Genomic DNA, 13,488 nt, shown 5'->3' with positions numbered 1-13,488 from the left:
CCCGCCACTGGCTGGAACGCGCGGCTGAACTGGGTGATGTCGCGGCCATGACGGACCTTGCCGCATCGCTGGTGGCGCAGGGACGCGAAGCATGTTCCGCGCCGGATGCGCGCCTGTCCGATTTCATGCCGGCGGCACGGGCGGGGGATCCGGTTGCGGCCTTCAACCTTGCTGTCTGCCTGCATGACGGGGTGGGCGGCGTGACGGATCCGGTGCAGGCCGCGTCATGGATGGAACGGGCTGCCCGCGCGGGGGTGGTCAATGCCGAATACTGGTACGGGCGCATGCTGCTGAAAGGGGACGGGGTTACGGCTGATCCCGATCAGGCCCGCCGCTGGCTGGAACGCGCCGCCGGGCATGGGCTGGCCGAGGCCTGTGTGGCGGCCGCACAGTTGCGGCTGGAGGGGCTTGGCGGCCCGCGTGACCATGCGGGCGCGCTGGCGCTGTATCATCGCGCGGCACGGATGGGCCGGGTTGAAGCCATGTTTTCCCTTGGCGCGATGTATGGCGGTGGCCACGACCTGCCGTCGGACCGGACGCAGGCATTGCACTGGTTCACGCAGGGTGCCGAAGGGGGCAACGCCCTGTCGCAGTTCATGCTGGGCCGGTACCTGGCCAGGGGGCTGGCTGGTCCCGTGGACCGTGCGCGTGCGCGCTACTGGCTGGAACAGGCGGCTGCAGGCGGCGTGCGCGCGGCACGTGATGAACTGGATCACATGACGCATGCGGACGAACATGCCCCATAGTGAAGCAGGCGGCACGACAGGACCGGGCGCGGATGTCGTGGGGGCCATGCGGCATGCGCGCCATCTGGCTGAACAGGGGCAGCACGGGCTGGCGCTGGCATGGATGGAACGCGCGGCGCGGCTGGCCCCGACGGACCGGGGCGTGCTGTACGCGCTGGCGGCCGCCCGGCTGGGTGCGGGTGATGGGGGTGGCGCGGCCCGCGCGATTGAAACGGTCATGGTGGGGGGGGAATTCCGCGCGGGCCTGCGTCTGCACATATTGGCGCAGTGCATGATCCGTGCCTGGCCGCAGGCGGCCCGGCTGCTGGGGCGCTTTTTCACCTGCTATGGCTTTGACCCGGCGCTGTGTCTCCCGGCGGGGCTGGTATGTCGCCATATGGCGTTGCGGGGCTGGTGCGCGCTGGATCCCGATGGCGTGCTGCACTGGGGCGCCCTGCCGGAAGGTCACGCGCCGGAGGTCATGCTGGACGGGCAGGGGTGGATGCCCCGGCAGCATGACGGGCAGTGCGTGATGCTGCCCCGGTATTGGCGGCAGGCCCATGATATCATGGTGCAGTATGAGGGCACGCCCCTGCTTGGCGCACGGCCGGACCGGGCGGCGCTGTTGCATGTGACCGGGGCGGTGATGGCCGATGGACAGGGCATGACGGGCTGGGCCTTCATGCCCGCGCGACCCGATCAACCGCCCGGACTGTCCATATCCGATGATGCCCATGGCAGGCGCGCGCCCGTCCTGTCGCGGCAATGGGGGACCGGATGGGATGATATCGCGGGCCCGGGCGTGCCGGTATGGGGGTTTGGCATGGCGTGGGCCGATCTCGCGCCACAGGGCATGGTGCATGTGACCCTGTCTGATGGGCGGCAGCTGACCGGCTCCCCGCTGCCGGTGTGCCTGCCCCGTGCGCGGCAGGTGTTCCCCAACATGCGGCGACGGGTGCGCATTCCCGCCAATCTGCCCGGGCGTGCGGCGCGCTGCCGGGTGGTGATCCCGGTTTATGCCGACCGGGTGCGTACGCTGGCCTGTCTTGACAGCGTATTTGACACGCTGGCCCGGCGATCGGATGGCACGGCCACGGAAATCATGGTGGTGGATGATGCGACGCCGGATCCCGCACTGGCGCTGGCGCTGGACAATCTGGCGGGGGCGGGGCGGATCAGCCTGCGGCGGCATGATGCCAATCAGGGTTATCCGGCGGCGGTCAATACCGCGTTGTCCGATGCTGATGGCATGGATGTCGTGCTGCTGAACAGCGATACGCTGCTGGCCCCCGGCTGGCTGGATGAAATGCTGCGTGTGGCCTATGCGCGGGTTGATACGGGCACGGTTTCGCCCCTGTCCAATGATGCCTCCATCCTGACATGGCCCGACCCGGACCCGCCGGCGCCCCGTCCCTGTGACAGGGAAGATGTCGGCCACCTCATGGCGGCCAGCCTGCGGGCCAATGGGGGGCTGGATGTGGAAATCCCCACCGCGCACGGCTTCTGCATGCTGATCCGCCATGACTGCCTGCGCCAGACGGGTCTGTTCCGTCCCGAACTGTATGGAAGGGGATATGGGGAGGAAAATGATTTTTCCATGCGCGCCCGGCTGGCGGGCTGGCGGCATCGGGCGGCGGTGGGCGTATTCGTGGGGCATGTGGGCGGCGTGTCGTTTGGCGCGCAGCGCAGGGCGCTGCAGCAGCGCAACCTGTGGATCCTGAACCGGCTGTTTCCCGGTTATGACGCACTGGTGCAGGCGCATGTCGCGGCGGACCCGCTGGCAGCGTCCCGCCAGCGCCTGTCGCTGCTGGTGTGGCATCGCGGCGCGCGCAAGGCAGGGTATGAGGGCGCGGTCCTGCTGGTGACCCATGCCGGGACGGGGGGCGTGGCCCGCGTGGTGGCCCATCGCGCGCGGCAGTGGGCGGCGGCGGGCTGTCGCCCGCTTGTGCTGGAACCGGCCGCAGATGGGTTCACGCTGCGTGATGGCAGGCCGGAAGGGTCGTATCCGGCATTGCATTTTGCATGGCCGGAACAGGGGGATGCACTGGTGGCGCTGCTGCGCGCGCTCGGCCTGCGTCTGGTCGAGGTGCATCATCACCTGGGTCATGGCATGCGGGTGCGCGACCTGTGCGCGCGGCTGGGCGTGCCCTATGACCGGCATGTGCATGATTATGCCGGTATCTGCCCGCGCATTACACTGGTGGGGCCTGCCGGGCGTTACTGCGGGGAACCCGATCTGGCGGGCTGCCGGGCCTGTGTCCACGCGCTGGGTTCGCTGGTGGATGAGGAAGATGTGGACCGCCTGCGTCACGCCACGGCGTGTGAACTGGCCGGGGCGCGGCGGGTGATCGTGCCATCGGCGGATGTCGCCCGCAGGCTGGCGCGCTACGTCCCGGATGTTTCCTGTGAAACATCAGCGCTGGAAAATGACAGCCCCGCCCTGTCGCTACGCCAGTTCGCCGCCGCCTGTGCGGACCGGCCCGCATCCGGCCTGCCGCCGCGTAATGACCGCTACCGGGTCGTGGTGGCGGGCGGTATCGGGCCGGATAAGGGATGCGCGATCATGCTTGCGGCGGCACGTGATGCGCGCGCGCGTGACCTGCCGCTGGAATTCATCGTGGTGGGGCATACATCCGATGACGCGGCCCTGCTGGAAACCGGGCGGGTGTTCATTACCGGACGGTACGAAGGGGAAGAAGCGGTGTCCCTGCTGCGCGGGGCGATGGGGGATGTGGGGTTCGTGCCCTCCATCTGTCCCGAGACATGGTGCTTCACCCTGACCCAGCTATGGCGTGCGGGATTGCGTTGCGTGTCGTTTGACCTTGGCGCGGTCGCGGCTCGTATCCATGCGACGGGGCGGGGGAGATGCGTGCCGCCGGGGCTGCCCGTTCACCAATTGAATACGTTTTTGCTGTCTTATGCCCGGGCCGGGCATCCCGCCACGGCCAGAGTCCATCCATGATTTGAGCGAAAGAGGCCCGTCTTGATCGTTATTGCCCCAGCCCCTGCGCGTATGGTGTTGTGCCTTTCCGTGGCGGGATGCCGATAATGGAGGCCACGCGCTCCCCCGCGCAGGCGGGTGATATCCATGCCAGCGCACAGCTTATGCGGCTGGAAGGTGGCACGTACTGCATTTTCCACGCTTCGGCCCCGGCAGGCGCGGGGTTTGGCGCGCTATCCGGCATGCGCGTGACCACGCCACCCGGCATGGACGCGGTGCGGGTCAGCACGTTTGCCGCGGATGGCTGGATGGGCGCGCAGGGCGGGGCCGCCCTTGTACGCATGCCTGACGGGGGCGGCGCGGTGCTGGTCACCACCTATCGTGATCCGGTGCGTGACGGCGCTGCCCTGCCGGGGTTGCAGGTGGTCAGGTTGTCCGGCCCGTCGGTGGCGCCCGACGCTGCCGCGCCCGCCCCGTCACCAGCGGTGGAGGCAGCCGGGGAAATCGGTGCAGGCAGCATGATTGCCCATATTCAGGGCCGGGGTGATATCAGCGCCCCGCTCGGGACGTGGATGGGCACGGGGGGCAGCGGGCAGTGGATGGAAGGCTTCGCCATCCAGCCCGCGTCCGGCCTTGGTGCGGATGACGTGGAATATCAGGCCATTCTGGGCGAGGACTGGTTTTCGCCGTGGGTGCGTGGTGGTGACTATTGTGGCAGCCGGGGCATGGCGTTGCCCCTGCTGGGCCTGCGGGTCCGGCTGAAGGGGGACGCCGCGCGGCAGTTTACCTGCCATATCGAGGCCTGTTTTACCGATGGCACCCGCCTGGGCCCGCTGGCGGACACGTCGGTCATGGCGCCTTCGCATGCCCCGCTGGAAGCCTTCCGGGTTGACATCCAGTCCCGGCAGGCTGCTCCGCCGCCATCCACATCCCATGATGGCGGGGCGGAGGAGGCATTGCTGGCGACCGTGCCCCATGACGAAACCAGACCCGATCCTGTCCCCCGCGTGCGGCGGGGCAGGCGTGCCCTGCCCGCGCGTGCGTCCACGTGTGAGCCCGAGGCGCCTGAAAACAGATCGGGCCAGCCCGTGCCATGGTGGCACCGCAGGTCCGGAAAGAACGCCGCGCCATCCACCGCCACGCCGCGCGACCGACGCCGCAAGGCAGGGCGGCGGTCACGTACCATGGCGGAGCCGTGAGCATTTACGGCCCGCCAGCATGCCCGGTTTGGAAACAGTCGGCATGCGGGGGAAGAAACCGGGGCGACAGGGCATGAAATACCTGTTCGTACACCAGAATTTTCCTGCCCAGTTCGTGCATCTGCTGCGTGACCTGCGGGTGCAGGGCGGCAATGAAATCGTTTTCATAAGTGAAACGGGACAGGGGCACATGCCCGGTGTGCGGCGGGTGTCCTATCGCCTGCCGCCGCCCGTGCGGGTGGCGGCCCCGGCCCCGGTGGCCGAACTGGCCCGCGCCATGCAGCGCGCGGCCGAGGTGGCGCGGGCTGCGCGGACCCTGCGGGGGCTGGGGTATGTACCTGACATCATCATCGGCCATCATGGCTGGGGCGAGATGCTGGAACTGGCTGATGTCTACCCCGATGTCCCGATGCTGGGCTATTACGAATTCTTTTATCATCCCGCTGGGCTGGATGTGGGCTTTGATCCGGAATTTGCTCCCGCCGCTGGCGCGGCCCCCCTGGTCCGGGCGCGCAATACCCTGAACCTGCTGGCCCTTGCCGGGTCGGGCTGGGGTCATTCCCCCACCCGCTTCCAGCGCGATACCTATCCCGACTGGGCACGGCCACGCATAACACTCCTGCCCGAAGGGGTGGATCTGGAGCGATGCGCGCCCGATCCGCAGGCGACTGCACGCCCCTTTGCATTGGGGGATATTCACGTGGCGCCGGGTGAAAAACTGCTCACCTACGTTGCCCGTGACCTGGAGCCCTATCGCGGGTTTCACGTCTTCATGCGTGCCCTGCCGCATATCCTGCGCGAACGCGGCGACGTGCGGGTGATTGTGGTGGGGGGCGATGGTGTCAGCTATGGCGGTCGTGCGCCGGGTGGCCGGACATGGCGGCAGCACATGCTGGCGGAACTGGGCACCACGCTGGATGCGGGGCGCGTCCATTTCGCGGGAAAGGTCGGCTATGGTGATTTCTGCCGCCTGCTGCAGCGATCGGACGCGCATGTCTACCTGACATACCCGTTCGTGGTGTCATGGTCGCTACGTGAAGCGATGGCCTGTGGCTGCGCCATCGTGGGGAGCCGGACACCGCCGGTCGAGGAATTCCTGCGCGATGGCAGGACAGCGCGGCTGGTGCCGTTTCATGAACCGCGGCGGATTGCCGAAGGCGTGCTGGAACTGCTGGAAGACAGGCGTCTGGCGCGCAGGCTGCGGGCCAATGTCCGTGCGCAGGCCGAACGCACGCTGGACATGCACGCCTACATGGCGCGCTATCACCGGCTGATCGGCCAGCTTGCCGGAAGCGGGGCGCGCGCCGTGCCGACCGATGCCGTTGCATGACCGCCGGGCCGCATGACCCGGCAGCCAGCTGGGCGTGGCTTACTTGCTCGCCACGGCCTTGACGGATTCAAGGATCACTTCGCCGGCGACCTTCTTGTCGGCCCAGCCTGCGACCTTGACCCACTTGCCCTTTTCCAGGTCCTTGTAGCGGGTGAAGAAATGTTCGATTTCCTTCAGCACGATCTCGGGCAGGTCTTCCAGCTTCTCCACCTTGGAGTAGTAGGGATGCACCTTGTCATGCGGCACGCAGATGATCTTTTCATCCTGCCCGCTTTCGTCTTCCATGCGCAGCACGCCAATGGGGCGCGCGCGCACCACCACACCCGGCACCACGGCGGCGGGCATCAGTACCAGCGCATCGGTCGGGTCGCCATCGGCGGCCAGCGTGTTGGGAATGAAGCCGTAGGCTGCGGGATAGACCATGGGCGTGAACAGGATGCGGTCCACCACCAGCGCGCCGCTGTCCTTGTCGATCTCGTACTTGACGCCTGAACCCTGCGGGATTTCGATCACGACGTTGATGTCGTTGGGTACGTCCTTGCCGGGGGAAATCTTCGATACGTCCATTGCTGTTCAGGCCTCCTGCCGCCTGTATGTGCGTTAAGAGCCGCCCCAGAGTGTTGCGGCATGAATTAACGGGGGATGACGGTATATCTCTCCCCGTTTCCTGTGCAAGTCATGTTCCGTGGCAGAATGCCCGGCCATGAGCCAGATCATGAAGTTGTTTTTTTATGGCGATGTGGCCATCTGAATGGAAAAAATTACGCGGAAAAAGGCACGTGGATCTTGCCAAATCCCTCCACATGCGCGAGATCAGGGGCTGCCTGCGCGCCCGTAGCTCAATTGGTTAGAGCGGGCCGCTCATAACGGCTTGGTTGCGGGTTCAAGTCCTGCCGGGCGCAGGCTTTTTAGCATGCAGCACAGCGGTCATGGCTCCGTGCCAGTCCGGCCGTGCGGGTGACTTGCCATTTTTCTTCAGTTTATCAGGAGCCGACCGTCATGGCCGCCACGCAATATGTCTATGTGATGAAGGACCTGACCAAGGCGTATCCGGGTGGGCGTGAGGTCTTCAAGGGGATTACCCTGTCCTTCCTGCCCGGCGTCAAGATCGGCGTGCTGGGCGTCAACGGCGCCGGTAAATCCACGCTGCTCAAGATCATGGCGGGCGTGGAAAAGGAATTCGGCGGCGAGGCATGGGCGGCCGAAGGCGCGCGCGTGGGTTATCTGGAACAGGAACCCAAGCTGGATGAAAGCCTGACGGTCGGTGAAAATGTGGCGCTTGGCTTTGGCGAACTGAAAAAGGCCGTGGACCGCTTCAACGAGATTTCGATGAAGTTCGCCGAACCCATGTCCGATGATGAAATGAACACCCTGCTGGCCGAACAGGCCGAACTGCAGGAAGTGATCGACGCGGGCGATGGCTGGGAACTGGACCGCAAGCTGGAAATCGCCCTTGAGGCCCTGCGCTGCCCGCCTGCCGACAGTCCCGTGGACAAGCTGTCGGGTGGTGAACGCCGTCGCGTGGCCCTGTGCCGCCTGCTGCTGGAAAAGCCCGACCTGCTGCTGCTGGATGAGCCGACCAACCATCTGGATGCGGAAAGCGTGTCGTGGCTGGAAAAGACGCTGCGTGATTACGAAGGCACCGTGATGGTCATTACCCATGACCGTTACTTCCTTGATAACGTCACCAACTGGATTCTCGAACTCGAGCGTGGTCGTGGCTACCCGTTCGAAGGCAACTATTCTTCCTGGCTGGAACAGAAGCGCAAGCGCCTGGCGCAGGAAGAGAAGGAAGAAAGCGCCCGCCAGCGCGCCCTTGCGGCCGAACAGGAATGGATCGGTTCCTCGCCCAAGGCCCGTCAGGCCAAGAGCAAGTCGCGTATCGCGCGGTATGAGGAAATGCTGGCCCAGAATAACGAGAAGGGCGGCGGCGTCGCCGACATCATCATTCCGCCCGGCCCCCGCCTTGGTGGCACGGTGATCGAGGCCGAGGACCTGCGCAAGGGCTTCGGCAACCGCCTGCTGATCGATGACCTCAGCTTCAAGCTGCCGCCGGGTGGCATCGTGGGCGTGATCGGGCCGAACGGCGCGGGCAAGTCCACCCTGTTCAAGATGATCATGGGGCAGGAAACGCCTGATAGTGGCAAGCTGACCATCGGTGAAACCGTGAAGCTGGGTTACGTGGACCAGTCGCGCTTCAGCCTTGATGACAACAAGACCGTGTGGGAGGAAATCTCCGGCGGGACGGATGTCATCTATCTGGGCAAGCGGGCCGTGCCGTCACGCGCCTATGTCGGTGCCTTCAACTTCAAGGGGCCGGACCAGCAGAAGAAGGTGGGCGTCCTGTCGGGTGGTGAGCGTAACCGCGTCCATCTGGCCAAGATGCTGCGGCAGGAAAGCAATGTCATCCTGCTCGATGAGCCGACCAACGACCTTGACGTTGATACCCTGCGCGCGCTGGAGGAGGCCTTGGCCGAATTCGCGGGCTGTGCGGTGATCATCAGCCATGATCGCTGGTTCCTTGATCGTCTGGCGACCCATATCCTCGCCTTTGAGGGGGACAGCCACGTCGAGTGGTTCGAGGGCAACTTCCAGGCGTATGAGGAAGACAAGCGCCGCCGCCTCGGCCCGGATGCGACCGAGCCGAGCCGTATCAAGTATCGCCCCATCGAACGCTGATTCCATTTGCCATCGGCAACATTATCTGCCTTCAATACTGGTCAGGTGCATGCACCTGCCACGATGGAGGCAGTCATGGGATGTCGATACCACATACAGACCGGCCACCTGCAGCTTGATCCGGTCTCCTGGACCGATCTGGAAGATGTTGTCCGGCTCAAGGCCAGCGCCGGTGTGACCGGGCGTCTGGCCGGTGGCGTGTGCAGCCGTGTCCTGAGTGAACAGGACATGATGACCGACCTCATGACATGGGGACGTGAAGGCGTGGGGATGTTTGCCGTGCGCCAGCAGGACCGTTTTATCGGCCTTGCAGGCGTGCAGCCTTCCACCACCACGCCGGATTGCCATGAACTGCAGTTCGCCATCGTGCCCCATGCACGCGATACGGCGCTGTCACGACAGGCCACCAGCATGGCGCTGGCCTTTGCCCATCAGGCCGGGGTGGGGCGTGTCATTTCCTATGTCCGTGAAAATGATATTGTCGCCCGGCAGGTTTTTGGCGGGGCAGGCATGAGCCTGTGTACCGACCAGCCGGAAAACTGTGGGCCGGATATCCTGCTGTATCACAGCCTGCGCGGTGCGCCGACCGGGCGTAGCATGCATTAGGATCGGTTAGTACCCGATCTCCAGCCTGCTGTGGTGGCGATGCGTATGACGACGGAGCATGCCATTCGCGTTTCGATGGTGATGTCTTGTCATGAGGACGTATCACGTTGATCAGATGCACCTGCGACACCTGTGTTTCGTTCGTGAAAGTGGCTGTTCTGCTTTTTTCTGGCTGTATTCAGAATATAAGAGACTGTTTGAAAAGTTGGCCTGAAAAAACATTCAGCAATCATAAAGAAGTTTTTGGTGAAGCTTTTTTCAAAAAGCTTCAAAAACGCCGCCTTTTTGAAAAAAGGCAGCACCCAAAAACTTTTATTAATTTTTCTGAATCTATTATATAGAAGTATTATTACAATGAATATCAAAAATACATCATTTTTTCCTGTGTATTGATAATATAAAGAAATTCTGATGTTTTTAAAGTATGATTACAATAAAAAACCGGCACATGTGCCGGTTTTTTATTGTTCTCCAACTCTGCAGGGCAGAATTGGGAGGATCTAGTGATGGTTGGCGATCTGCTTGTCGAGTGCATGAAGCAGGGCATCCACGTTGCCGCCATTGCGTGCGATGAAGGAGCCATAATCCTGCCGCTGGGTCAGGCGCAGACTCGCCCCTTCGCCCACCACGTCCACGACCTTCGGGCTGCCGCTGGTGGTGCTGATGATCCACTGGGTATCGGCGCCGGGCTGACCAGGGCGGTTGATGACGGTGGACACGGCCGTGTCCTCACCCGCGGGCGCGCTGGAACCGACCACGAAGGTCACGCCACGATAATCGCCGATCTTGTCGGTAATGGCGTTGACCAGCACCTGATGGAACAGCTTGATGTAGCGCGTCTGCTGTTCCGGTGTGGCGGTGCGCCAGTAGCGGCCAAGGCAGTAGCGGCCGATGGCGTCCACATCCACATACTGTTCTAGAAGGGGCAGGATGTCCTGCTTCTTCTTTTCCAGCGAGATATCGCTGTTGACCACGCCCACCAGCTTGTTGCCGAACATGGTGACGAAGGAACGGGCCTGCGCGCCGGCATCAACCGCCCATGCTGAAGCAACAGGCATGGCGGCGGCGGTCGCTGCCAGCAGAGCCAGTGCATGGCGACGGGGGATGGATGTCTGCATCGCTGTGTCCCTTTTATCTGTTGTGGTACCAGTCGGGCACGGTGGCCCGGTGGTCGTTCTTTATGTTTTCCGCCATTGCCTTGCGCTGCTGCTGGTAGGCACTGCGGATGGTGGCGTAGGGATCAAGCGAATCCTTCATGACCTGGTCCAGCGCGTCGACATTGGTCGCCATGCCGTTGATGGTGCCCATGATGTTATAGGCCCAGTTGAAGGTCAGCAGCCCATAGCCGCGGGGCACGTAGTTCCACGGTGACAGGCCGACGTCGATGCCATAGCCGACCCCGTCACGGAACGAGGACGGACCCAGCACCGGCAGGAACAGGTAGGGACCCGATGGCACGCCCCACGTGGCCAGTGTCAGGCCGGCGTCGTTGTCGTGGTGCTTGTAGCCGGCGTAATTGGCCACGTCGATCAGGCCGCCAATGCCGACCGTCATGTTGATGCACCACCGCACGAAGGCGTCACCCGCGCGACGTGGCTTGCCCGCGCCCACGTCGTTAAAGAACACGACCGGTTCGTTCATGGTCTGGTACAGGCCACCGATCGAATTGCGCAGCGGGCGCGGCACGGCCCAGATATAGGCCTTTGCCACCGGGCGCAGGGTGTATTTGTTGGCCCACATGGTCAGGTCGAAATTCTTGCGGTTCAGCTTTTCGTACTTGTCGTTGGCTTCCTTGTATTCAGCCAGCGCGTCCGGGTCCTTGGGCGGCGGGGTTGCGCATGAGGCAAGCCCGATCAGCCCAAGTGCCATCCCGGCCACGCGAAGCGACGAGCGACGCGGGGACGGGCGGGACGACCAAGAATTCGATCCTGTCTCTGCGCGCATACTCGTTTCCGCTTCCCTCTGTATTCGCTTGCCCACCATGCTGGCATGACGGGATGGCCCAATGCGTTTGCAAGAATCCCGAACCGGGTAATGACACCCCATTCTTGCGTCACTCTCTAGCATGGGATCGCTGTTGTGCAATCCGCTTGCCACAGGATGAAGGCATATTGTGTCTGCCCTGCATGGGGAACATGGGGCAAAGCCAGCCCTGAAGCGACCATGGGACGGGAGAAGCTGGCAGAATTGCCGCGCTGAGTGTGACGTAAAATCCACAATGCTTTCAACGCCACGATATTGGCGCGGTGGCATGTTATCACGTTTTTTTGAAAACAGTGTGCCCTCAGCGTGCAAGCCTCGGCGCGATTTCGGGGAACATTTCCGCCAGTTCCCGGATCTCGCGCTTTGACAGGCCCGCCTGCGCCGGATCGACGGGTTGGCCGCCCATGGCCGCGCGCAGCACCTTCAGCGCAGGGCCGGACAGCAGGACCGCGTCACGCATGTAATCGGTAAAGGCCTCGTATGTCAGCGGCGCCCATTTCTGCACGATCTGCAGGATGGCGTCGGCATAGGCGCGGATTTCATACTGTGCGTGGCTGTCCGCGCGCAGGCGCAGGAAGTGCAGCAGGTTCCACAGGTTAATCTGCCAGTAGAACTGCGTCATGATGTTGACCGGCAGGTTCATGCGCGCAAGTTCGCGTGCGATGGCCGGACGGTCCGGGTCGCGCTTTTCGCCATTTTCGTCCTCGTTGAGCAGGTCGAGGTAATGGTCATAGCAACGTGATGCATCGTCACGCAGGATATCAAGCACCTGCTGCGCCTGTTCGGGCGGTAGCGTATCGGCCCGGCCCTGCTTGTTGTTCGTGGACTGGGCGGCGATGTCCTCGGGGCGGGGGAAATAGAATTCCTTTTCCAGAACGGAATAGCGGGCCGAATATTCGTTGATGCTGGCGGTGCGGTGGCGGAACCACTGCCGGGTGACGAAAATGGGCGCGCGCACATGCAGTTTCAGCACCGCCAGTTCGAACGGACTGGTGTGGCGGTGGCGCATGAGGTAGCGGATCAGCCCCCGGTCATCGGACGTGCTGCGCGTGCCCTTGCCGTAGGATACGCGCGCACCCTGCACGATCCCGCTATCGCCACCCATGTAGTCTACCGCGCGGACAAAGCCGGTTTCCAGCACGGGAATAGGGGAATACAGCACGTCTTCCATTGCGGGAACGACCAGGCGGCGCGTCTGCGCCCATCCGGCGCGGGCTGCCTCGATTGCCGATTTCTGCTCACTGGAAAACATGTGTCGCCCCGTCCCGTTTGTGTCGATCATAGCAAAGGACGCGGGCCATACCATAGGGGCCATGCCATATCCAAGATGCTAACCCGTACCGGCGGCCCGCGTGGCCCGCGCCGGTCGTGTGGCTGTGACCCGTCTTTGCGGCGGCATGATGGCGCGCGGCGGACGTGCAGGGCCAGCGGTTTCTTCATGAAAATCATGGCCTGTGACCGCCAGCCGGCACCATGACGGGAAGCCGCATGGGACGCGTTTCCCACGTCCTGCCGGAAAGGGTCCGCAACCGGCATGCGCAGAAAAATATCCGCACCTGCGACGGGTGACGGGAATGCGGTTCCATGCACCGGCACCCGTCCCGCGGCCCCTTGCCAGATGCACGGCCAATCCCTATATCCGGAAGTGCCGGAGGGGCTTGCCCCTTGGCTATGGCGATAAACGGCGCGTGGAATAAGTGTTGTGGACCCGGGGGCGGTACCCGGCGTCTCCACCAATTTCCCCCACGACTTGGGGGGCATGGGGACGAAACAGGCTCGACACGCATGGTAAAGACCCGCCTTTTGCCCGGCATTGTACCACCGTTATCGGGCTAAATTACAAGTGCCAATGATAACTCTGAGGTGCTCGCTGTCGCTGCATAAGCGATAAGCGCGGTTCGGGAGGGCACCGGGCAACAGAAGCCCTCCCACCTTGTCTCCTGTTCATGTTAGGTGGATGGCGCGGTATCCGCTTCGTGAAGGGATGCCCGACCCCAGTGGCTTGCCACGCCATGAAGTTTGACG

The 13,488-nt window shown here is 63.6% G+C and carries 11 protein-coding genes, 1 tRNA gene and 1 other RNA gene; 9 read left to right on the top strand and 4 right to left on the bottom strand.

Annotated features, from left to right (window positions below; all coding sequences use genetic code 11):
• The 4 genes from GEU01_RS27740 to GEU01_RS08050 all read left to right on the top strand — a co-directional run.
• On the top strand, window positions 1-746 hold a 746-nt coding region (locus GEU01_RS27740), incomplete at its 5' end, for a tetratricopeptide repeat protein (RefSeq protein WP_456303511.1).
• Entirely contained in the window at window positions 724-3,687 is a 2,964-nt protein-coding gene (locus GEU01_RS08060) for a glycosyltransferase (protein ID WP_026018591.1), read from the top strand. The genes GEU01_RS27740 and GEU01_RS08060, both read left to right, overlap by 23 nt.
• An 86-nt stretch (window positions 3,688-3,773) precedes the next feature.
• Window positions 3,774-4,865 carry a hypothetical protein gene (locus tag GEU01_RS08055; protein WP_019085661.1) on the top strand — a complete coding sequence of 364 codons (1,092 nt, stop codon included), beginning with the start codon at window positions 3,774-3,776 and terminating at the stop codon, window positions 4,863-4,865.
• A gap of 73 nt (window positions 4,866-4,938) precedes the next feature.
• A complete protein-coding gene (locus tag GEU01_RS08050) occupies window positions 4,939-6,195 on the top strand; it encodes a glycosyltransferase (protein WP_019085660.1) in 1,257 nt (418 codons plus the stop codon).
• 39 nt (window positions 6,196-6,234) lie between these two features.
• Here GEU01_RS08050 and ppa read toward each other — a convergent pair whose 3' ends face one another.
• A complete protein-coding gene (ppa, locus tag GEU01_RS08045; protein WP_019085659.1) occupies window positions 6,235-6,762 on the bottom strand; it encodes an inorganic diphosphatase in 528 nt (175 codons plus the stop codon).
• A 261-nt stretch (window positions 6,763-7,023) separates the two neighbouring features.
• Between ppa and GEU01_RS08040 the strand changes: the two genes are divergently transcribed.
• From GEU01_RS08040 to GEU01_RS26205, 4 genes are all read left to right on the top strand, one after another.
• A tRNA-Ile gene (locus GEU01_RS08040) sits at window positions 7,024-7,097 on the top strand.
• Window positions 7,098-7,194: 97 nt separating this feature from the next.
• A complete protein-coding gene (gene ettA, locus GEU01_RS08035) occupies window positions 7,195-8,874 on the top strand; it encodes an energy-dependent translational throttle protein EttA (protein ID WP_010508258.1) in 1,680 nt (559 codons plus the stop codon).
• A 63-nt stretch (window positions 8,875-8,937) separates the two neighbouring features.
• Complete coding sequence (locus tag GEU01_RS08030) at window positions 8,938-9,480, top strand: GNAT family N-acetyltransferase (RefSeq protein WP_019085658.1); 543 nt, start codon at window positions 8,938-8,940, stop codon at window positions 9,478-9,480.
• Window positions 9,481-9,623: 143 nt separating this feature from the next.
• Complete coding sequence (locus GEU01_RS26205) at window positions 9,624-9,821, top strand: hypothetical protein (RefSeq protein WP_198284453.1); 198 nt, start codon at window positions 9,624-9,626, stop codon at window positions 9,819-9,821.
• A 159-nt stretch (window positions 9,822-9,980) separates the two neighbouring features.
• On the opposite strand, the gene GEU01_RS08025 is transcribed toward GEU01_RS26205, so the two are convergent.
• The 3 genes from GEU01_RS08025 to thyX form a co-directional block, all read right to left on the bottom strand.
• Entirely contained in the window at window positions 9,981-10,598 is a 618-nt protein-coding gene (locus tag GEU01_RS08025; RefSeq protein WP_010508261.1) for an MlaC/ttg2D family ABC transporter substrate-binding protein, read from the bottom strand.
• 13 nt (window positions 10,599-10,611) lie between these two features.
• On the bottom strand, window positions 10,612-11,349 hold the full coding sequence (locus tag GEU01_RS08020) for an MlaA family lipoprotein (protein WP_010508262.1): 738 nt from the start codon (window positions 11,347-11,349) through the stop codon (window positions 10,612-10,614).
• A gap of 415 nt (window positions 11,350-11,764) precedes the next feature.
• Window positions 11,765-12,715 (bottom strand): FAD-dependent thymidylate synthase, encoded by a 951-nt coding sequence (gene thyX, locus GEU01_RS08015; protein WP_026018590.1) that lies wholly within the window; start codon window positions 12,713-12,715, stop codon window positions 11,765-11,767.
• Between the two features lie 355 nt (window positions 12,716-13,070).
• Between thyX and ssrA the strand changes: the two genes are divergently transcribed.
• Window positions 13,071-13,394: a transfer-messenger RNA gene (ssrA, locus tag GEU01_RS24225) on the top strand.
• Window positions 13,395-13,488: the final 94 nt, after the last annotated feature.

The organism is Komagataeibacter europaeus LMG 18890, from assembly GCF_000285295.1.
GTDB lineage: Bacteria > Pseudomonadota > Alphaproteobacteria > Acetobacterales > Acetobacteraceae > Komagataeibacter > Komagataeibacter europaeus.
This window is presented reverse-complemented; position numbering and strand designations above follow the sequence as displayed.